The sequence below is a fragment of the Geodermatophilus saharensis genome (assembly GCF_900188205.1).
In the GTDB taxonomy this organism is placed as follows: Bacteria; Actinomycetota; Actinomycetes; order Mycobacteriales; family Geodermatophilaceae; genus Geodermatophilus; species Geodermatophilus saharensis.
Genome location: NZ_FZOH01000001.1, coordinates 466,567 through 486,721, shown reverse-complemented (window position 1 = coordinate 486,721; position 20,155 = coordinate 466,567). Strand labels below are relative to the sequence as shown.

General features: G+C 76.5%; 18 protein-coding genes. 2 read left to right on the top strand and 16 right to left on the bottom strand.

All coding sequences use genetic code 11. The features are described 5' to 3' along the window. Positions 1 to 25 precede the first annotated feature (25 nt). The 14 genes from hpf to CHC04_RS02275 form a co-directional block, all read right to left on the bottom strand. Positions 26 to 754 carry a ribosome hibernation-promoting factor, HPF/YfiA family gene (gene hpf / locus CHC04_RS02340; RefSeq protein ID WP_089402259.1) on the bottom strand — a complete coding sequence of 243 codons (729 nt, stop codon included), beginning with the start codon at positions 752 to 754 and terminating at the stop codon, positions 26 to 28. A 36-nt stretch (positions 755 to 790) separates the two neighbouring features. Then, positions 791 to 1,567 carry a ComF family protein gene (locus CHC04_RS02335; protein WP_245816925.1) on the bottom strand — a complete coding sequence of 259 codons (777 nt, stop codon included), beginning with the start codon at positions 1,565 to 1,567 and terminating at the stop codon, positions 791 to 793. Positions 1,568 to 1,640: 73 nt separating this feature from the next. Beyond that, positions 1,641 to 3,275, bottom strand: coding sequence for an LpqB family beta-propeller domain-containing protein (locus CHC04_RS02330; protein ID WP_245816924.1), 1,635 nt, complete (start codon positions 3,273 to 3,275; stop codon positions 1,641 to 1,643). Between the two features lie 80 nt (positions 3,276 to 3,355). Further along, on the bottom strand, positions 3,356 to 5,086 hold the full coding sequence (mtrB, locus tag CHC04_RS02325) for an MtrAB system histidine kinase MtrB (RefSeq protein ID WP_089402257.1): 1,731 nt from the start codon (positions 5,084 to 5,086) through the stop codon (positions 3,356 to 3,358). 22 nt (positions 5,087 to 5,108) lie between these two features. After that, positions 5,109 to 5,816, bottom strand: coding sequence for an MtrAB system response regulator MtrA (gene mtrA / locus CHC04_RS02320; RefSeq protein WP_089402256.1), 708 nt, complete (start codon positions 5,814 to 5,816; stop codon positions 5,109 to 5,111). Positions 5,817 to 5,961: 145 nt separating this feature from the next. Beyond that, entirely contained in the window at positions 5,962 to 7,431 is a 1,470-nt protein-coding gene (ahcY, locus tag CHC04_RS02315; RefSeq protein ID WP_089402255.1) for an adenosylhomocysteinase, read from the bottom strand. Positions 7,432 to 7,579: 148 nt separating this feature from the next. Beyond that, the gene (locus CHC04_RS02310) at positions 7,580 to 8,434 is read right to left on the bottom strand and encodes a GmrSD restriction endonuclease domain-containing protein (RefSeq protein WP_089402254.1); all 855 of its coding nucleotides are present in this window, start codon (positions 8,432 to 8,434) and stop codon (positions 7,580 to 7,582) included. Between the two features lie 79 nt (positions 8,435 to 8,513). After that, positions 8,514 to 10,766: a YfhO family protein gene (locus CHC04_RS02305; protein WP_217897129.1), complete on the bottom strand. Its 2,253-nt coding sequence runs from the start codon at positions 10,764 to 10,766 to the stop codon at positions 8,514 to 8,516. A 204-nt stretch (positions 10,767 to 10,970) separates the two neighbouring features. Continuing rightward, on the bottom strand, positions 10,971 to 12,146 hold the full coding sequence (manA, locus tag CHC04_RS02300; protein WP_089402253.1) for a mannose-6-phosphate isomerase, class I: 1,176 nt from the start codon (positions 12,144 to 12,146) through the stop codon (positions 10,971 to 10,973). Positions 12,147 to 12,225: 79 nt separating this feature from the next. Further along, positions 12,226 to 13,179, bottom strand: a complete 954-nt coding sequence (locus CHC04_RS02295) for a DUF808 domain-containing protein (RefSeq protein ID WP_089402252.1) — start codon at positions 13,177 to 13,179, stop codon at positions 12,226 to 12,228. Positions 13,180 to 13,286: 107 nt separating this feature from the next. Then, positions 13,287 to 14,429 (bottom strand): SIS domain-containing protein, encoded by a 1,143-nt coding sequence (locus CHC04_RS02290; protein ID WP_089402251.1) that lies wholly within the window; start codon positions 14,427 to 14,429, stop codon positions 13,287 to 13,289. Continuing rightward, complete coding sequence (locus tag CHC04_RS02285) at positions 14,426 to 14,659, bottom strand: Trm112 family protein (RefSeq protein WP_089402250.1); 234 nt, start codon at positions 14,657 to 14,659, stop codon at positions 14,426 to 14,428. Before CHC04_RS02285 ends, CHC04_RS02290 begins: the two co-directional genes overlap by 4 nt. Further along, a complete protein-coding gene (locus CHC04_RS02280) occupies positions 14,656 to 16,017 on the bottom strand; it encodes a phosphomannomutase/phosphoglucomutase (RefSeq protein WP_089402249.1) in 1,362 nt (453 codons plus the stop codon). The genes CHC04_RS02285 and CHC04_RS02280 overlap by 4 nt, the downstream gene beginning before the upstream one ends. A gap of 115 nt (positions 16,018 to 16,132) precedes the next feature. After that, complete coding sequence (locus CHC04_RS02275; RefSeq protein ID WP_089402638.1) at positions 16,133 to 16,483, bottom strand: DUF3499 domain-containing protein; 351 nt, start codon at positions 16,481 to 16,483, stop codon at positions 16,133 to 16,135. A 205-nt stretch (positions 16,484 to 16,688) separates the two neighbouring features. On the opposite strand from CHC04_RS02275, the gene CHC04_RS02270 reads away from it, so the two are divergent. After that, positions 16,689 to 17,168: a metallopeptidase family protein gene (locus CHC04_RS02270; protein ID WP_089402248.1), complete on the top strand. Its 480-nt coding sequence runs from the start codon at positions 16,689 to 16,691 to the stop codon at positions 17,166 to 17,168. 67 nt (positions 17,169 to 17,235) lie between these two features. On the opposite strand, the gene CHC04_RS02265 is transcribed toward CHC04_RS02270, so the two are convergent. Continuing rightward, complete coding sequence (locus CHC04_RS02265; RefSeq protein WP_089402247.1) at positions 17,236 to 18,129, bottom strand: hypothetical protein; 894 nt, start codon at positions 18,127 to 18,129, stop codon at positions 17,236 to 17,238. A 61-nt stretch (positions 18,130 to 18,190) separates the two neighbouring features. Between CHC04_RS02265 and CHC04_RS02260 the strand changes: the two genes are divergently transcribed. Continuing rightward, positions 18,191 to 19,171, top strand: a complete 981-nt coding sequence (locus CHC04_RS02260; protein ID WP_089402246.1) for a hypothetical protein — start codon at positions 18,191 to 18,193, stop codon at positions 19,169 to 19,171. On the opposite strand, the gene CHC04_RS02255 is transcribed toward CHC04_RS02260, so the two are convergent. Further along, positions 19,146 to 20,063, bottom strand: coding sequence for a hypothetical protein (locus CHC04_RS02255; RefSeq protein ID WP_089402245.1), 918 nt, complete (start codon positions 20,061 to 20,063; stop codon positions 19,146 to 19,148). The genes CHC04_RS02260 and CHC04_RS02255 overlap by 26 nt on opposite strands. Between the last annotated feature and the right edge of the window lie 92 nt (positions 20,064 to 20,155).

Sequence of the window (20,155 nt, the reverse complement as noted above, 5' to 3'; positions counted from 1 at the left end):
GACGCGGCCGGGTCCCCGCGAGGTGTCAGCGCGGGACGACCGTGGGCTCGGTCGAGGTCGGCGGGGCGGCGGCCGGCTGGGCGGTGGCGGACGCGGCGGCGCCGGCCTCGCCGATCGGCGGGTCGACCAGCCGGATGAGGCCGTAGTCGAAGGCGTGCCGCCGGTAGACGACGGTCGGCCGGCCGGTGTCGGCGCAGTGGAAGAGGTAGAAGTCGTGCCCCACGAGCTCCATCTCGAGCAGGGCCTGGTCGACGGTCATCGGGGTGGCGGGGTGGTGCTTCTCCCGCACGATCCGCCCCGGCAGGTGCTCGTCGAGGTCGGTGACCAGCGGTTCGCCGTCGACCTGCTGGCCGAGCTGCTCGTCGAGGTCGGGGACGCCCACCGCCGGGGTCTGCAGCGGGGCGGCGTCGGCGGCGGAGACACGGACGCTGGGCGGCGTGCGCCGGCCGTGGTGCACGCGCCGGCGGTCGTTGGCGCGGCGCAGGCGGTTGTCGAGCTTGGCGCAGCTCAGGTCCAGGGCGGCGTAGAAGTCCGGCGCGCTGGCCTCGGCGCGGACCACCGGCCCCTTGCCGCGCAGGGTGATCTCCACGCGCTGGCAGTTGGCGGATTGTCGGGGGTTCTTCTCGTGGAACAACTCGACGTCGATGCGGGACAGCTTGCCGTCGAACCGCTCGAGCTGGCCGACCTTGTCCTCCACGTGCTGCCGGTAGTGCTCCGGCACCTCGACGTTGCGGCCACGGACCACGATCTCCATAGGACCTCCCGGTCGTCGGGTGTGACCGATGCCACGCTAGTCGCAGTCCGGAGGGGCGGACAGTCGATCGAGAGGGTCTCGCTGTGGCCTCCTCGACGGCCCCGTCGGTGCCGGAACGACACCGGTCGTGGGGCTCGGGCGGGGCGTGGCGGCGACCACGGCGGCCAGCAGCGGTACGTCGCCGCCGCGGCGCCCTGCGGCCAGCGCGGCGGCCGCCTGGGTGAGCGTCGCACCGCTGGTGACGACGTCGTCGACGACCACCAGCACCGCTCCGGGCGGCACCGCGGCCGCCCGTGCGGTGAAGGTCCCGGCGAGGTTGGCCCGCCGCTCGGCGGCGCCGAGCCCGGCCGAGTCGCGCACCCGGCCGGTGCGCGCCAGCACGCGCGCCTGCCGGGCGTCGACGCCGGCCGCCCGCAGCTCGGCCACCGCGGCGACGGCGAGCTCGCGCACGTGGTCGCGGCCGCGCGCCCGCAGCGCGGCCCGGCTCGGCGGCACCGGGACCAGCAGCAGCGGCCGGCCGGGCAGCAGCGCGGCGTGCACCCCGGCGGCGAGTGCCAGCGCGGCGCCGAGCGGCCCGGCCAGCTCCGCCCGGCCGCGCTCCTTGAAGGCGACCACCGCCGGGCGCACCGGCCCGGCGTAGGCACCGGCGGCCACGGTCGGGGGCATCCCCCACGGCACCCGCCGGGGTGTGGCCTCCCGCGGCCGGGTCAGCAGGCCGCCGCAGCGCCGGCACAGCACCGGCCCGGGCACGCCGCAGCCGGCGCAGGTGCGCGGCAGGACGAGGTCGGCGAGGGCTGCCGCGAGCGCGCGCACCGCCCCACCCTGCGGCGGGCGGGCGCCGAGCGGGCGGGCACCGGCCGATCTGTGGACGGGCCGGCCGCCGGCCTCACACGGGGTAGAACGGCTCGGTGCCGGGCACCGGCTGCTGGCCGCGGATGAGGGTCACCCAGGTGCCGCCCGACAGCTCCCACACCGAGCCGCCGGCGCTCACCAGCGGGTCCTGCCCCGGCGCGGCGGCCAGGGCCGTGGGCGGGCTGGGCAGGCCGGCGGTGGGCACCTCCTCCAGCCCCCAGCCGTCGACGCCGACGAGGAAGGGCCGCACGCCCTCCTCCCCGCCGTCGGCCGCGAGCACCATGAGCCGGCCGGCCGTCCGCCAGGCGACGTCGGACACCGCGCCCAGCGACGGCACGACCTCGCGCAGGTCGCGCAGGACGACCGACCCGTCGTCGGAGCGCACCACGATGCCCACGTACAGGTCCGAGGTCTCGCCGTTGCGGACGACGACGGCGGCGCGGACCCCGTCGGGCGAGAGCTGCAGCGCCGTCGCCCGGCCGCGCTCGGCGAGGGTGGGGGCGTTGACCGGCTGCGGCGAGCCGCCGGCGGGCACCCGGACCACGGTCGTCTCGTCGCGGACCACCCAGAACTCCGACCGGGTCGCGGCGACGGTGGGCGTCGACAGCCGGCCCGCGGACAGCACCGGCGCGAGGTCCTGGCCGTAGCGGCCGGCCAGCAGGGACGCCGTCCCGCCGCCGACCGAGACGCCGACCATGTCGGTCAGCGCGCTGGTGCGCGGGTCGGCCGACACGGCGGCGGCGGTGAGGGCGTAGGCGCCGCTGCCGGCCGGACCGGGCGCGGGCTGGGCGTCGACGGTCATCAGCCGGCCGGCGTCGAGGTAGTGCCCGTCGGCGTCGGCGGGGACCGACTCGGGGCTGAAGGCGGCCCAGTCGTCGGTGCGCTGCACGGCCGGCGGGCCCTCCAGCGGCAGCGGGTCGCCGTTGGTGGTGATCTCCACGGAGCTGACGCCGTCGAGCTGGTCGAGGGTCCACACCAGCTGGGCGCACAGCTGCGACAGCTGCGCGGGCAGGGTGTCGCCGAGGCCGGCGAGGTCGACGGTGACGGTGGACCCCGAGACGGTCACCGCCCTCGTCAGCGTGACGCCGCTGAGGGCGTTGTCGACGCCGGCGGCGAGGGCCGGCGACGGGCCGTCGATCAGCCGCTGCACCAGCGTCGTCGGCTGGGCCTCGCCGCCGAGCAGGTAGCGCGGGTCGGGCACCACCCGCTGCCCGGTCGGGTCGACGAAGTAGGCGGCGAGGTCGTCGTAGAGCCGCTCGAAGTCGGGCACGAGCATGACCAGGCCCTCGGGCGGGTTGCTGATCCGCCACTGCCCGCCGACCTCGGCGAGGGCGAACTCGTGGGTGAACACCCCGGTGCCGGAGGCCGCGGTGAACACCCCGCGGGGGTCGATGGTGCCCACCAGGTCACCGGTCATGGCGACGGTGCCCGCGTCGGTGGTGACCGTGGCGTAGTCGGCGCCGACGAGGGTGATACCGGTCTCGTCGGACCAGGTGGCCGCGGCGTCGGGGGTCAGGTGGTCGCGGGCGACCGGGTGCCGCTGCACGGTGCTGGCCGCGGCGTCGACGAAGCCCCGCACGATCTCCTCCGGCGGGGCGTCGGGAGCCGGGCCGATCGGCTCGATGCCCACCTCACCGGCCGGCCGGGCCGGCGCCTCGGTGATCGCCACCGGTGACGAGGATGAGGGCACGGTGGAGCAGGCCGGGAGGAGTCCCAGCACGAGCGCGGCGACGACGGCCGGGCCCCGTCTCACCGCCGCACCGCCGGCCGCCGCACGATCGTCGGGCGCAGGGGCAGCGGGGAGCTGGTCAGGTCGGCGCCGGCGCTGAGCGGGACGGTGAGCCGGAACTGCGCGCCGAGCCCGGGCTGGCCCCACACCTGCAGCCAGCCGCCGTGCAGCCGGGCGTCCTCGAGGCTGATCGACAGGCCCAGGCCGCTGCCGCCGACGGTGCGCACGCGGGAGGGGTCGGCCCGCCAGAACCGGTCGAAGACGTGCTGCGCCTCCGCCGAGGACAGCCCGACGCCGTGGTCGCGGACGGTCACCGCGGCCGCCGTCCGGTTGGCCGCCAGCGTCACCTCGACCGGCTTGCCGCTGCCGTGCTCGATGGCGTTGCCCACCAGGTTGCGCAGGATGCGCTCCACCCGGCGGGCGTCGACCTCGGCGATCACCGGGTCGGGCGGGCAGGTCACCTGCAGCTCGCAGCCGTGCCGCTCGGCCAGCGCCGACATCCCGTCGGTCACCCGCCCGACGAGGACCCCGAGGTCGGTGGGCGCCCAGTCGAGGACGGCGGCCCCGGCGTCGTAGCGGCTGATCTCCAGCAGGTCCGACAGCAGCCGCTCGAACCGGTCGAGCTCCTCGTGCAGCAGCTCCGCCGACCGGGCGACGTGCGGCGGGAAGTCCCCGCGCGACTCGTGCAGCACGTCGGCGGCCATCTGCACCGTGGTCAGCGGGGTGCGCAGCTCGTGGCTGACGTCGCTGGTGAAGCGCTGCTGCAGTTGCGACAGGCCCTCCAGCTGGGTGATCTGGCGCTGCAGGCTGTCGGCCATGGCGTTGAAGCTGGTGGCCAGCCGGGCCAGGTCGTCCTCGCCGCGGACGGCCATCCGTTCCTCGAGCTGCCCCTCGGCCAGCCGCTGGGCGGTGCCGGCCGCGCGGCGCACGGGGTCGACCACCAGCCGGGTGACCAGCACCCCGATGCCCGCGACGAAGAGGGTCAGCGCGATGCCGCTGATCGCCACGGTGCTGCGGATCAGCGAGAGCGTCTCCTCCTCCTGGTCGAGGGGGAAGGCGTAGTACAGCTCGATCTGGCCCGCCGACGACGCCCCGCCGGGGACCTGCGACCCGACCAGCAGCGTCGGCCGGGGCTGGCCGGACCGGTTGGGGACCGGCCAGTACTGGTAGGACTGACCGCCGTCCCGGACGTCGGCGCGCAGCCCGTCGGGCAGCGCCGGGTAGATCCCGGGCCGGCTGGACGCCGGCGGCCGCTCGGTGTCGCCGGTGCGGTAGACCATGACGACGTCGAAGCTGCCGGCCGACCCGCCCCGGGTAAGCAGCTGCTTGACGGTGCGGTCCAGCGTCGTCCGCACGCTCGCCGCGTCCCCGGCGGCGATGCCGACCACCTCGGTCTGGGCGTAGAAGACGCCCGACTGCACCTGGTCGATGGCCGCCTGCTCCTTGACGGTGAGCAGCTGCGTGCGGATCTGGCTGAACAGCACCAGGCTCACGATGACGACGACCGTGCCGGCCACCACCATCGTGATCGCGCCGATGCGCACGTGCAGCGAGGACCGCCAGGCCGAGACCGCGGCGGCCAGCAGCGCGCGCCCGGCCCGCCGGGCCCGCCCGGCCCGCCGGCGCACGCCGCGCCGCAGCGTGGGCAGGTCGCGCGGCAGCCGCCGGGCCGGGCGCGGTGCGGCCGGCGCGGGGACACCGGTGTCCCCGGTGTCCTCCGCGGCGGAGGCGGCCCGCTCGGTGGTGCTCACCGGCGCACCCGCGGGGCGCGGCTCACGGTGGGCCGGCCTTGTAGCCCACCCCGCGGACGGTCAGCACGATCTCGGGCTTCTCGGGGTCGCGCTCGATCTTGGCGCGCAGCCGCTGCACGTGGACGTTGACCAGCCGGGTGTCGGCGGCGTGGCGGTAGCCCCACACCTGCTCGAGCAGCAGCTCGCGGGTGAACACCTGGCGGGGCTTGCGGGCCAGCGCCACCAGCAGGTCGAACTCCAGCGGGGTGAGCGCGATCGCCTGGCCGTCGCGGGTCACCTGGTGGGCCGGGACGTCGATCTGCACGTCGCCGATGGCCAGCGTCTCGGCCTGCCCGGTCTCGCCGCGGCGCAGCTGCGCGCGCACCCGGGCCACCAGCTCGACCGGCTTGAACGGCTTGGTCACGTAGTCGTCGGCGCCGGCCTCGAGGCCCTGGACGACGTCGATGGTGTCGCCCTTGGCGGTGAGCATGACGATCGGGACGGTGGACTGGGCACGGATGTCCTGGGCGATCTGCAGCCCGTTGCGGCCGGGCAGCATGAGGTCGAGCAGGACGATGTCGGGCCGGGTCTGCTGGAACACCGACAGCGCCCGGTTGCCGTCGGAGACGAAGGCGGGGTCGTAGCCCTCCCGCCGCAGCACGATGCCGAGCATCTCGGCGAGGGCGGCGTCGTCGTCGACGACCAGGACGCGGCCGCGACTGGGCCCGTTGTTCGCTGCGGTCGGAGGCACGTGACCATTCTGCGACGTCACGGGCCGATCACGGCGGCGCCGGACCGGCGTGCCGGTCCGGCGCCCCTCGGTGACGTCCTGGAACGGCCCCGCTGCAGTGCCCCGCCGCGAGCCTGCGAGCGGTGGGGGGCAGCGGGGCCGTTCCTCAGTAGCGGTAGTGGTCGCTCTTGTAGGGACCCTCGACCGGCACCCCGATGTAGTCGGCCTGCACCTTGGTCAGCTCGGTGAGCCGCACGCCGAGCGCGCCGAGGTGCAGCCGCGCCACGTGCTCGTCGAGCTTCTTCGGCAGCACGGTGACCGACGGCTCCCGGCCCTCGTAGGCGGCGCGGTTGCCCCACAGCTCGATCTGGGCGAGCACCTGGTTGGAGAACGAGGCGCTCATGACGAAGCTGGGGTGCCCGGTGGCGTTGCCCAGGTTCAGCAGCCGGCCCTCGGAGAGCACGATGATCGTGTGGCCGTCGGCGAACCGCCACTCGTCGACCTGCGGCTTGATGGTGGTCCGCTCGATGCCCGGGGTGCGGGCCAGCCCGGCGATGTCGATCTCGTTGTCGAAGTGGCCGATGTTGCCCACGATCGCCTGGTGCTTGGTCCGGCCGAGCTGCTCGGCGGTGATGACGTCGCGGTTGCCGGTGGCGGTGATGATGAAGTCGGCCTTGCCGATGACCTCGTCGAGCGTGGCCACCTCGTAGCCGTGCATCGCCGCCTGCAGCGCGTTGATGGGGTCGATCTCGGTGACGATCACCCGGGCGCCCTGGCCGCGCAGCGACTCCGCGCAGCCCTTGCCGACGTCGCCGTAGCCGCAGACCACGGCCACCTTGCCGCCGATCATGACGTCGGTGGCGCGGTTGATGCCGTCGATGAGCGAGTGCCGGCAGCCGTAGAGGTTGTCGAACTTGCTCTTGGTGACCGAGTCGTTGACGTTGATCGCCGGGAACAGCAGCCGGCCGTCGCGGGCCAGCTCGTAGAGCCGCATGACGCCGGTGGTGGTCTCCTCGGTGACGCCGCGGATGCCCTGGCCGATGCGGGTCCAGTAGCCGGCGTCGCCGGCCAGGCTCTCCCGCAGCGCGGCGAGGATGACGCCGTACTCCTCGGAGTCCGACCCGGTGGTCTCCGGGACGGCGCCCTCGGCCTCGAAGCGGGTGCCCAGGTGCACCAGCAGCGTGGCGTCACCGCCGTCGTCGAGCAGCATGTTCGGGCCGACGACGGTGCCGTCCTCGTCGCGGAACTCGAACAGCCGCTGGGTGCACCACCAGTACTCCTCCAGCGTCTCGCCCTTCCAGGCGAACACCGGCACGCCGGTGGGCTGCTCGGGGGTGCCCTCGCCGACGACGATCGCGGCGGCGGCGTGGTCCTGGGTGGAGAAGATGTTGCAGGAGACCCAGCGGACGTCGGCGCCGAGCGCGACGAGGGTCTCGATGAGGACGGCGGTCTGCACGGTCATGTGCAGCGAGCCGGCGATCCGGGCGCCGGCCAGCGGCTGGGCGTCGCCGTACTCCGTGCGCAGCGCCATCAGGCCGGGCATCTCGTGCTCGGCGAGGGAGATCTCCTTGCGGCCGAAGCCGGCCAGGGTGAGGTCGGCGACCTTGAAGTCGCCGTCGGTCAGGGTGCTGGTCATGTCGCTCCAGGGATCGGCCCGGTCGCGAGGCCGGGTGCTGTCGGATGCGTGTTCGCTGCGATCCCCGCGCACGGCGGGGAGAGCGAGCATGCCGAGGCTTCGGCGGGGCTCGTGCCGTCGTCCACCATACCGCCGGCGCGACGGCGGCTCAGGACTCGCAGCCGACCCCGTCGCCGTCGCCGTCGAGGGCCGGGTTCCACCCGGGGTCGCCCTCGCGGATCGGCGCGGCACCCGCGGCGCGGACCGCGGCGCAGTCGGGATAGGGCTGCTGCGCCGGCGGCGGCGTCTGCTGGGCCGGCAGCGGGGCGCCGCCGGGCAGCGGCTCGTCGGGGCAGGTGCCCAGCACCGAGGCGGCCGCGTCACGCTCCGCGGCGGTCATCCACAGCCCGTACTCGAGCTTGACCGCGACCTGCCGGGCGACGTAGGCGCAGCGGTAGGAGCGGGACGGGGGCAGCCAGGTGGCGGCGTCGGAGTCGCCCTTGGCCTGGTTGAGCGGCCCGTCGACGGCGAGCAGGTTGAGCGGGTCGTTGGCGAACTCGGTCCGGCGGGCGTCGTCCCACTGCTGCGCGCCCTTCTGCCAGGCGTCCGACAGCGCGACGACGTGGTCGATCTGCACCGCCTCGCTGGTGCCCTCGCCGCGGCGGAACTCGATGGTGCGGCCGGAGTACGGGTCGGCCAGGGTGCCCGAGACGACGACGCAGTCGCTGCCCGGCCGGAACTGCACCGCGGTGAGGTCGCGGGCGAGGACGTCGTTGCGGGTGTCGCAGCCGTTGCGGTCGGTGTCGGCCCAGGCCTCGCCGAACTCGTCGCGGTCGTAGCCGGTGCGCGGCGCCCGGCCGCGCACCGGCACGGAGTCCAGCGCCTGCAGGGCGCTGGACTCCGTGCCGGGCGGGGCCGCCGCCGGCTCGTCGGCGACGTCGCAGCCGGCGAGCCCGCTGCCGACGACCACGGCGAGCGCCGTGACCAGGAGGCGGCGCGGGACGGGACGGGAACGCGGGTGCACGGGACTCCCGGGAAGCGGGGAGTCCCGACGCTAGGCCGGACCCGGCCGCCGGCGTGGGCGCCACGCCCGGGGCGGACCGTCAGCGGCGTCCGCGGCGCCGGCGCCCCGTTGCCCACCAGACGACGGCCTGCACCGAGGCGACGACGCCCGCGGCGAGCGCCGCGAGGGCGCCGGTCCGCAGCCCCGGGGTCTCGTACCGGAGGACGAGCTCGTGCTCCCCGGCCGGGACCTCGACGCTGACCAGGCCGGCCGGCCCGTCGGTCACCTCGACGGGCCGGCCGTCGACGGTGGCCCCGTACCCCGGCCAGGCCAGCCGGGCGAACAGCACCTCCCCGGCCGCGTCGGCCCGGTAGCCGACGACCTCGCGGTCGGCCCGGGCGGTGTCCTCGACCACGGTGACGCCCGGTGCCGCCCACGACACCCGCCCCTCGCCGGTCAGCGGCTGCTCGCGCACCCAGACCACGCGCACGTCGCTGACCTCGGCGACGGCCCAGCCGGGCGGCGGCGGGGTGTCGGCGATGTCGGGCACCAGGACGCGCTGCACGACGAGGGTGGACACCCGCAGCGCGTCGACCAGCGGCACGGGGACGCCCTCCCCGGTGGGCTGCCACAGCCGGTCCCACGCGTCGGCACAGGGCTCGCCGCGGTAGCCCATGCACAGCTCGGTGCCGAACTCGGCGAACCCGATCCCGGTGTAGCTGCCGATCGTCTCGTGCCCGACCAGCTGCTGCATGTTGCCGAACAGCAGCTCGCCGCGGCGCATCTGCCCGGTCGTGACGCCGTTCATCGTGGCCACCTGCAGCACCGTCCCCTGGTAGGGGGCGGCGCCCTGCTGCATGGCGCTCACGTCGGAGGGCGCCCGCCACAGCACGCCGTCCTCCCGGTAGGGGAACGTGGCGCCCTGCAGGGCGAGGACGGCCGCGGTCCCGACGACCAGGACGGCCCCCAGCGCCGGCAGGCCACGCCGGTGGTGGGCGAGGACGGCCAGGGCGGTGCCGGCGGCGACGAGCGCCAGCGCGGTGAGGTGGGTCCCGCCCAGCCCCGACGGCTGCACCGCCCACGCCAGGTACGTCCCGCCACCGACGATCGCGGTGCTGGCGACGGCCCGCCGGCGCCAGGCGTCGGTGGCCAGCCCCGCCGACAGCGCGACGGCGAACAGGACCGCCACCGACAGGTAGAGGTAGTCGACGAAGCGGATCGGCCAGCGGAACAGCCAGAGGTTGGACGGGCCCAGCGTGAGCACCAGGAAGACGGCCCCGGTCACCACCGTCCCCACCAGAGGACGCAGGCGACGGCGCAGCCGGTCCCACCGCAGCCACGGCAGCAGCGGCAGGACGAACCACGCGAGGTAGACCGACGGCCGGGTCTCGAGGACGCCCTCCCAGTACGTCATCGAGGGCAGGTAGCTCGGTGAGCTGCCGGCGACGAGGTCGCCGAGGTCGGGGACGAGGAAGGTGTCGTTGGCCAGGGCCGCCAGCCCGGAGCGCCAGGAGACCTCGCTGGTGGCCAGCAGCGGCAGGTAGACCGGCAGCGCCACCGCGCCGACGCACAGGCCCACCACCGCGAGGTGGGCCAGCCGGCCGAACCGGCGCCGGACCAGCAGGTCCACCCCCAGGCCGACGAGCACGACGACGACCCCGCAGGCGCCGTACGGGCTGCCGGTCGTCATGGCGAGGGCGCCGAAGGCGATGGCCACGAGCGGGGTGAGCCGTCCCCGGGTGTGGCGGTGCGCCGCCCACCAGAACCAGGTGACCCAGGTGAAGGCCATCAGGTGGTAGGGCCAGCCCCCGGCCTCGTAGAACAGGGCGAAGCCGGAGAAGGGGACGGCGACGCCCACCGCCGCCGCCGGCCAGCGGTGCGCGCCGTGGCTGCGGGCGAGCAGGAAGGTCCCCATCGCGAGCAGCCCGAGGAACTCGATCGAGACGACGGCGGCGGCCAGCACGAGGTCGTCGAAGGACGAGACCAGGACGAAGTTGGCCAGGTTGACCGGGTTCCAGATCCCGGTCAGGGCCTCCCCGGCGTTGTTGCCACCCATCCACCCGGCCGGGTCCATGGGCACCGGCCACCGCCCGGCCAGCAGGTCCTCGCCGAAGCGGTGCCACATCGGCATGTTCTGGTCGTACTGGTCCCCGGCGTAGTAGACGAACTCGCCGAGCAGGTACGGGATCCAGCCCAGCAGCCACGTCACGGCGCCCACGGCCAGCGCGACCAGCCACTCCGGCACCCGGCGGCGGCGGGCGGACCCCACCCGCGGGGGGACCGACGGCGCCGGGCGGTCCTCCGGCTCGACGACCGTCGCGCGGGCCTCGTCGTCGTACGTCGACGCGGTCACCGGCTCCCCCGGTGCGCGGCAGGGGTGCGGCCGGTGCGCTCGGGGTCGACGGGCGCGGGGCCGCTGAGCCGGCGGGACGGGGGACGACAGGCGCTCACGTCCCGAGATCCTGTCCTGTGCCGTTCCCCGCGTACACCGGTGTGACCACGACCACCGTCACGGGCACGGCCGGGACGGGGTCCCGGGTCGGTCCGGGACCCCGGGTCACCGCAGGTTGGTGGTGGCCCGGTAGAGCACCGCCGGGCCGTGGGCGGTGACCGGGACGCCGGCCGGCACGAACGCCGACTGGCCGCGCTCGACCACCACCTCGCCGTCGGCGCCGGCGAGCACCGCGCGGCCCTCGGTGCAGAGCACCACCTGCGGGCCCCGGGTGCCCAGCGGGCCGGCCTGCTCGTCGAGCTGGACGCGGGTGAGGTCGAAGTCGTCGACCGGCACGGGGTAGCGCAGCCCCCCGGGCCCCAGCACCGGGTGCAGGACCGGGATCTTGCCGTCGGAGAAGTCCAGGACCTCGATGAGCGCGGCGAGGTCGACGTGCTTGCTGGTCAGCCCGCCGCGCAGCACGTTGTCGGAGCTGGCCATGACCTCGACGCCGGCGCCGGACAGGTAGGCGTGCAGGTTGCCCGCCGGCAGGAACACCGCCTCACCGGGGGCCAGTTTGAGGTGGTTGCACATCAGGGAGATGACCACGCCCGGGTCGCCCGGGTAGGCCTCGGCCAGCGTCGTGGCCCAGCGGTAGGTGTTGATGAACTCCGGGTCGTGGGCGGCGACGAAGCCGGCCGCCCGGTGGGCGACGACCTCGACCAGGTGCGTGCGCCGCTTGCCCGACAGCGCCAGCAGCTGCGGGATGGCCGCCTGCAGGCCCCCGCGCGCCAGCGCCGCGATCGTCGGCTTGAGCTCGGGCAGCTGCAGCTTGGCCAGGCAGTGGAGCGACTCCTCGACCGGCCGGAAGCCGCAGAGGGCCTCGAAGGTGGTCAGCGCGAGCAGCAGCTCCGGCTTGTGCCACGGGTCCTTGAACGTGCGCGCCGGGTCGTCCTTCGGGACGCCGGCCGCCTCCTCGGCGGCGTACCCGGCACGCGCCTGCGCCATGGTGGGGTGGGCCTGCAGCGACAGCGGCCGGTCGGCGGCGAGCACCTTCATGAGGAACGGCAGCCGCGGACCGAAGCGCTCGACGACCGCCGGCCCGAGCAGCCGGTCGGGGTCGGCGCTGATCGCCGCGTCGAGGGGGCGGCCGTCGGCCAGCACGCTCGGCTGGTCGGGGTGCGCCCCCATCCAGAGCTCGGCGTAGGGCTCCTCGGCCGGGCTGGGCCGGCCGAGCAGTTCGGGGATGACGGTGCGGCTACCCCACGGGTAGTGCCTGACCGCGCTGCTGAGCTGCCACATCGGCGTGGAGGCTACTGGCGCGCGGGGTCGGCGCGGACGGTCCGCTCGCGCCTCCCCCTCGAAGGAGGCGGACCGCCGGTCAGTGCGTCGTCGTCCCGGGGGCGGCGGGGTCCTTGCGCCGGTGCAGCGTCAGGCTCAGGACGAGCACGACGAGCGCGCCGACGACGAGCCCCACGACCGCACTGGCCGCCGTGTTGACCAGCCAGCCCACGACCCCGCCGAGGGCCCCGGTGGCCTCGTGCGCCAGTTCCTCGAGGTGGTGCACGAAGCCGTACACGGCGTGCAGGCCGAGTTCGTCGCTGCCGACGAGCAGGATGTGGCCACCGACCCACAGCATCGCGACGGTGCCGATCACCGTGAGGGCGGTGAGCAGCCTGGGCATGGCCTTGACCAGCCCGCGGCCCAGCCCGGCCACGCCCTTGCGCTGCGACCGCGACAGGCGCAGTCCCGCGTCGTCCATCTTCACGATGAGCGCGACGACGCCGTAGACGAGGACGGTGATGAGCACGCCGACCACCGCGAGGATGGCCGCGCGGGACCAGAACCCCTCGCTCGCCACCTCGTTGAGCGAGATCACCATGATCTCCGCCGACAGGATGAGGTCGGTCCGCACCGCCCCGCGGACGAGGCTCTCCTCGTCCGGCGCCGCCTCCTCGACGGTGGCGTGGTCGTGGCCGCCCCGGAGCCGGTGCCAGATCTTCTCGGCGCCCTCGTAGCACAGGTAGGCGCCACCGACCATGAGGATCGGGGTGAGCAGCCACGGCAGGAACTCGCTGAGCAGCAGGATCGCCGGGAGGATGATCAGCAGCTTGTTGCGCAGCGACCCGACGGCGATGCGCCGGATGATCGGGATCTCGCGCTCCGCGGACAGCCCGCGCACGTACTGCGGTGTGACGGCGGTGTCGTCGACGACGACGCCGGCGGCCTTCACGCCGGCCCGCCCGGCGGCGGCGCCGACGTCGTCGATGGAGGCAGCGGCGGCGCGGGCGATGAGCGCCACGTCGTCGAACAGGGCCACGAGTCCACCGGCCACGGGAGGTCCTTCCAGTCGGTGAGCGGTCCGGGTGCCAGTACCCGGAGGCGCCGGGTCGGAACGCGCACGTCCGGAGGACCTCCCGGCGACGGGGGTCGCCGGTGCGCTCAGCGGCGCAGTGCCCGCTCCTGGTCGAGGGCGAGGGCCAGGTAGACGGCGCTGAAGTCGGCGACCGCCAGCTGCCGCGCCAGGCGGGGCAGCCGGCCGTGGCGGTCGGGGTCGCCGTGCTCGGCCAGGCCGCTGACCGGGACGTTGCCGCTGGCCGCGGTGCGCAGCACCTCCGCCATCGCCTCCTGCGCCGAGCGCGGTTCGCGCTCCCCCGCGCCGTCGTGGTGGGCGGCGTCGGTGTCGCGGACGGTGAGCAGCCGCAGCCGCCGGCCGGTGTCCTCGGCGCGGTCGCGGAAGAAGTCGTCGGGGTCGCCGGCGGCCAGCGGCCCGGACAGGACGGCGCAGGCGGCCACCCGCTGGTCGGGCAGCCGGAACCCGCTGCTGGGCAGGCCGGCGAGGGTGGCGAGCTGGTCGGCGAAGCGGTCGGCGACGGTGTCGGCCAGCGGCCCCTCGGCGGCGATCACCGGGAAGGCGTCGAGCAGCTCGAGGGCGAGGGTCTTGGCCGGGTTGACGAAGGACTCCTGCGTCGGCCCGCACTCGACGGCGATCTCGTCGAGGGCCTCGGCGATCGCCGCCGGGTCGGCCACCTCCGGCCGCAGCAGCCCGAGGTCGGTGGCCAGCCGCAGCAGCGGCGTCAGCAGCGACCACAAGGTGGTGTGCCGGACCCGCGAGCGCGGCAGCGGCACGTAGGGCATCCGCGCCGTCGAGCAGGCCGCCCGCAGCGGGGCGTCCTCGGCGCCGATGCCGAGCAGGGTCACGCCGCGCCGGGCGGCCTCGTAGGCGGGGGTGACCGCGTACCGGCCGGCGCCGGTGCGGGTGGCGACGACGGCGACGTCGGTCGGGCCGGTCCACACCGGCAGGTCGGGCCCGGGGACGACGTCGACGGTGACCGGGCTCGACGGGCCCAGCAGCGCGCGCAGCACCGACGCGGCCACGGCCCCCTCGCGGCGGGCGACGATCACCAGCCCGCGCGGGCGGCCTCCCCCGGTGACCGTCTCCAGCCCGGCCTCGTCGAGCAGCCGCGAGGTCTCGCGGACCTGCGCGCCGGCACCGGCGACGGCCGGCAGCAGGCCGCGCGGGTCGCGGGCGCGCAGCACCTCGGGGTCGTCGAGGACCTCCTCGGCCAGCTCGGGCGAGGTCACGGCGTCGCCGGTCCGCCGTCGGGGTGCCGTTCGGCGCCCACCGGCCGGTGCCGCGCCTCGTCGAGCAGCAGCACCGGGATGCCGTCGCGCACCGGGTAGGCGCGGCCGCACGTGGCGCACACCAGCTCGCCGGCCGTCTCGTCGACGGTGAGCGGGCTGTGGTGGGTGTCGGGGCAGGCGAGGATCCCCAGCAGCACCGGGTCCAGCCCGAGCGGGCCTGCAGCGGTCATGCGCGCACCATCTCCAGCACTCGGTCCCGCAGCCGTTCCATCCGCGCCCGGTCGGGCGCCTCGACGTTGAGCCGCAGCAGCGGCTCGGTGTTGCTCGCCCGCAGGTTGAACCAGGAGCCGTCGGGGAGGTCGACGGTCAGCCCGTCGAGCTCGTCGAACCGCGCGCCGTCGGCCTCGAACGCCTCGCGGACGGCGGCGGTGCGCCCGGCGGCGTCGTCGACGGTGGAGTTGATCTCCCCCGAGGCGGCGTAGCGGCTGTAGGCGGCGGTCAGCTCCGACAGCGGCCGGCCCTGCTCCCCGAGCGCGGCGAGCACGTGCATGGCGGCGAGCATCCCGGTGTCGGCGCGCCAGAAGTCGCGGAAGTAGTAGTGCGCGGAGTGCTCGCCGCCGAACACGGCGTCGGTGCGGGCCATCTCGGCCTTGATGAACGAGTGCCCCACGCGGGTGCGCACCGGCTGCCCGCCGTGCTCGCGGACGATCTCGGGCACCGCGCGGGAGGTGATCAGGTTGTGGATCACCGTGGTCCCGCGGCCCTTGGCCAGCTCCCGGACGGCGACCAGCGCGGTGACCGCCGAGGGGCTGACCGGCTCGCCGCGCTCGTCGACGACGAACACGCGGTCGGCGTCGCCGTCGAAGGCCAGGCCGATGTCGGCACCCTCGCGGCGGACGGCGTCCTGCAGGTCGACGAGGTTGGCCGGGTCCAGCGGGTTGGCCTCGTGGTTGGGGAAGGTGCCGTCGAGCTCGAAGTACAGCGGGACGACGTCGAGGGGCAGCCCGTCGAGGACCACCGGCACGGTGTGCCCGCCCATGCCGTTGCCGGCGTCGACGACGACCCGCAGCGGCCGGCTGTGCGACAGGTCGACCAGCGAGCGCAGGTGCGCGGCGTAGGCGGGCAGCAGGTCGCGCCGGGTCGTCGTCGCGGTGCGGTCGGGCACCCGCTCGTAGCGGTCCCGCTCGGCCCACTCGCGGATGGCGGCCAGCCCCGAGTCCTGCCCGATCGGGGCGGCGCCGGCGCGGCAGAGCTTGATGCCGTTGTACTGCGCGGGGTTGTGGCTGGCGGTGAACATCGCGCCCGGCACGTCGAGGGACCCGGCGGCGAAGTACAGCAGGTCGGTGGAGCCCAGCCCCGCCTCGACGACGTCGACGCCGCGGGAGAGGACGCCCTCGGCGAAGGCCCGCGAGAGCGGGACCGAGGAGGGGCGCATGTCGTGGGCGGTGACGACGCCGGTCGCGCCGCTCTCGGTCACCACGAACTCGGCGAACGCGGCGCCGATGCGCCGTGCGACGTCCTCGTCCCACTCGTCGGGGACCACGCCCCGGACGTCGTAGGCCTTGATGATCGACGACAGACCTGCCACTGCCCACCCTCGCCTGGACTGGCCGGGTGCTGCCCCCGGTCCCGGAGGACCTTATCGGCCCGCTGCAGGGGCCCGCCGCGAGCGTGCGAGCGGTGGGGGGCAGCGGGGTCCTTCCTCAGTCCAGGTCGGGCAGGACCCGCAGGTGGCCGCGGCGGGTGCCGCGGCCGTCGTCGGCCGGGGCGCGCGGGGGCTCGGGGCGGGCCGCCTCCCGGACGGCGTCGGCCAGCGCGAGCAGGTCGTCCCCGGTCGGGCCGGAGTCCTCGACGTCGATCTCGTGCCGGACGACCTCCCAGCCCCGCGGCACGGTGAGCCGCTCGGCGTGGAACTCGCAGAGGTCGTAGCTGTGCGGTTCGGAGAACGTGGCCAACGGGCCGACGACGGCGGTCGACTCGGCGTAGACGTAGGTCAGGGTCGCCGCCGCCGGTTGCGCGCAGCCGCTGCGCGAGCAGCGACGTGACTGCCTCACCACCGGTTCCTCACGCGAGGCACAGTAGCCGCGTGCGGGGACCGCGGCGAGCAGGCGCACCGCTCGCCAGCCCCTCCTCTCCCATCCAACCCGACGTCCCCGCGCGCCCCGCCACCGGGTCGCCGCAGGCGGGACCGGGGGCGCCGCCGACCGCCCGCCGCGCGCGCTGCCCGTCCGGTCCGGCGCGCCGTACGCTCGCCCCGCCATGAGCCGACCCGCCCCGCGCCCCTCCGCCGGCCCGCCCCGCTCCCGCCGCGACCGGCACGGCCGGGGGCTGCGCGGACGCCTGGTCCCCGACGAGGTGCCGCTGTCGCGCAGCCGCGCCGAGCAGTTCGACGACCTCGTCCTGGACGCGGTCGAGGACATCGAGCGGCGCTGGGAGCGCGAGCTGGCCGGCGTGGAGTTCGCCGTCGAGGACGTGCCGTGGGTCGACCACACCAGCCCCGACGAGGTCGTCCTCGACCCCGACGTCCTCGACGACGCCACGGTGCCGCTGGCGCGGGTGCTGCCCGCCCACCGCGAGGACGGCCGGGACGTGCCGGCGCGGATCGTCGTCTACCGGCGGCCGCTGGAGATCCGGGCGCACGACCGCGACGACCTCGCCGACCTGGTGCGCGACGTCGTCGTCGACCAGGTGGCCGTGCTGCTGGGCCGCGACCCGGAGGAGATCGACCCCACCGCCTGAAGGAAGGACCACCTCGCCCCCCACGGCTCGCAGGCTCGGCGCGGGCCCCTGCGAGGAGGCCGTTCCATCACCGCGCGACCGGGCTGCCGAGTTCCTCGGCCATCCGGCGCGCCTCGTCGAGGCGGGCGCGGGCGAAGGCGACGTCGAGCCCGTCGCCGCGGTCGGCGCGGGTCAGCCGGGCCACCAGCTGCTCGAGGGCCACCGCGTGCCACAGCAGGCCCACGTCGGGCTCCTCCCAGCCGGCGGTGCGGGAGAGCACGACCTCGCCGACCTGCGCCCGGTCCTGCGCGCCGGGGGTGGTGGCCCACAGCGTCAGCAGGTCGCGGTGGCGGGGCGCGGCGCGCACCCCGGACCACTCGAGGACGACCAGGCGCGGCTCGCCCTCGGGCGCGTCGCCGTCGAGGACGAGGTTGGCCGCGCGGTAGTCGCCGTGACCGACCTCCGACAGCGGCAGTTGGGCCGCGGCGGCGCGGACGGCGCGCAGCTCGCCCAGCCGCAGGCCGCCGCGCAGCAGCCGGCCGGTGTCGCCGACCGTCGACCGCGCCCGGCGCAGCGCGGGACCCGCGGGCGGTGACCAGGGCTGGCCCGGCGGGACCGGCAGCGGCGCGATGCGCACCGCCGTCTCCACCGCCGCCGCCGTCCACCGCTGCCCGCCGGAGGGCCCGGGGTGGACCCGGCGCGACAGCAGCCAGCGGCCGTCCTCGGCGGCGGCGAGCACCTCCGGGACGCCGACCTTCCGCTCCTCGGCCCAGCGCCGGCCGCGCAGTTCCGCGCGCAGCCGGCGGCGGCCGCTCTCGGTGACGGCGAGGTCGAGGACCCGGTCGGCCAGCACGCCCTGCACCACGCCGAGGCGCGCGGTGAGGTCGGCGACCGACAGCACCGGCTGGGTGACGCCGAGCTCGGTGAGCAGCGAGGTCACGCGGTCGCGGATCCCGGACGACGTCGTCTCGCTCTCGGCCACCCGAGGATCGTGTCAGGGCGCCGGCCGTGCCGCACGCAGGCGCCCTGCGATGCTCTGGGGGATGGACCCCGCCGCGCCGATCGCCGCCTGGGTGGTGCTCGGCGCAGCGCTGCCGGCGCTGGTCGCGGTGGCGGTGCTGCTGGCGCGCACGCCGCCGCGGGTGGGCGCGGCACCCTCCTCCCCGCCCGACGTCCCGCCTCCCGCCGCCGCGCGGCGCTGGGCGCACGACGACCTCCCCGGGTTCCTCGAGGCGCCGCCGGGCACGCCCGCCCGGCCGGCCCCGGCACGGGCGGAGCCCCTCGCCGCGCCGGAGGAGGAGCCCGTCACCCGCGCGGTCGCGGGGCTGGCCGCGGCGGCGCTGGCGCTGGTCGCCGTCCTCTCCGGCGTCGCGCTGGTCACCGGCCGCGCGGGGGGATCCCCGCCCGCGGCCGCCCCGGCCGCCGCTCCCCCGCCCTCGTCGGCGCCCGCGCCGGCGCCCCGCACACCCGACCTGCCCCCGGTGCCCGCCGACCCGCTGTCCGGCGAGCGGGGCGCCGGGCTGCTCGCGGCGCGCTCGGTCCCGCTGGGCGACGACGGCACGAGCGCCCGGCTGGCCTTCGGCGGGCTGGTGCTGGAGCACCGCGCGGTCGGGGTCACCGTCGCCTACCCGGCGGTGAGCGTCACCGTCGGCGAGGACGGCACCGCCCTGGCGCACGTGCGGCTGCCCACCTGGAACTGCCTGGGCACCACGGCGCCCGACGACCCGGCCGGCGCCGGGTGCACGCCCACCGGCACCGAGCACGCCGACCTGCCGACCCCGGCGCTGGGCGTCACCCGGAACGGCGACGCGCTGCGGGTGGCCGGGCGGTTCCCCACCTACACCCGACCGGCCGGCACGCCGCCGGCCTACACCGGCCGCGTCTACGACCTCAGCGTGACCGTGGCCCCGGCCGCGCCGCTGGAGGACGGCGAGGCGCCCGCGGAGGGGACGATGTTCCTCGGCACGGAGCGGGCGGAGTCGCTGCCCGACCCGCTGCTCAGCCGCGTGCGCGTCGCGGGCTGACCGGCAGCAGCGGCACGACGCGGTCGGCCACCGCGCGCACCACCCGGCCCCGGCCGGCCACCGCGACGCCGACCAGCGGGGCGCCGGCCTCCTCCCGCAGCCCCCCGGACGGGGCCCACCCCCACCAGGGCAGCCGCTCCCCGCCGGCGGGGTCGCCGTCGAGGAGGGTGAGCAGGCCCGCGCGCAGCCGGCCGCCGTCGGTGACCGTGGCCACCTCGAGGCGGCCGACGGCGGCGTGCAGCCGCGCGGCGGCGCGCACCAGGTCGCGGGCGCGGGGGTCGCGCTCGCCGGCCAGCAGGGCCGGCAGCGCGGCGTCGACCGCCCGGGCGTCCCGGCTGCGGACCAGCCGGCCGGGCAGCGTGCCGAGGTCGTCGACGAGGCGCCGGCTGCGGGCGGTGGCCACCACCGCGTCGGGCCGCATCCGGCCCAGTGCGCGCACGGTCGGGTCGCCCAGCGGCAACCCGGCCAGCCGCAGCCGCCAGGGCCGGCGCAGCGAGGTGAGCAGCCCGAGCAGGCCGGCGGCGAGCAGCGCGGCGGCGTCGTCGTCGCGGGCGGGCAGCCGGGCGGCGGGCCGGCCACCGGGGACGGGCAGGCCGTCGCCGAGCACGGTGGCGGTGACCACGGGCCCGGCGGTGGCCAGGGCGAGCAGGGCGAGGGCGTCGGGCGGGCCCGGCCGGTGCGGCTCGACCACCACTGCGGCGGGCAGCAGCCGCGGCCGGCGGTGCGCCGACTGCACCGACAGCACGGTGGTCAGCCAGGGTGCCGACGCGGTCAGCGGGGCCCGGACGGCGCGGGCCAGCGGCACCGCGGCCCGGACCTCGCGCGCGACCGGCGCCCGGCCCAGGACGACGCGGGTGCCGCGCCCCGACGTCTCACCGCGACCGGGGCCCACCCCTCCATCCGATCACGTGCCGTCCGGATCCCCCGGCCCGGGGACGCCGCAGCCCCCGACGGCGGTGCCGTCGGGGGCTGCGGTGGTGGACG

Excerpts from the sequence above, each read along its gene's own strand:
- hpf (WP_089402259.1), bottom strand. The coding sequence starts at position 754 with ATGGAGATCGTGGTCCGTGGCCGCAACGTCGAGGTGCCGGAGCACTAC.
- ahcY (WP_089402255.1), bottom strand. The coding sequence starts at position 7,431 with ATGACCAGCACCCTGACCGACGGCGACTTCAAGGTCGCCGACCTCACC.
- manA (WP_089402253.1), bottom strand. The coding sequence starts at position 12,146 with ATGTGGCAGCTCAGCAGCGCGGTCAGGCACTACCCGTGGGGTAGCCGC.
- CHC04_RS02285 (WP_089402250.1), bottom strand. The coding sequence starts at position 14,659 with ATGACCGCTGCAGGCCCGCTCGGGCTGGACCCGGTGCTGCTGGGGATC.
- CHC04_RS02270 (WP_089402248.1), top strand. The coding sequence starts at position 16,689 with ATGAGCCGACCCGCCCCGCGCCCCTCCGCCGGCCCGCCCCGCTCCCGC.
- CHC04_RS02260 (WP_089402246.1), top strand. The coding sequence starts at position 18,191 with ATGGACCCCGCCGCGCCGATCGCCGCCTGGGTGGTGCTCGGCGCAGCG.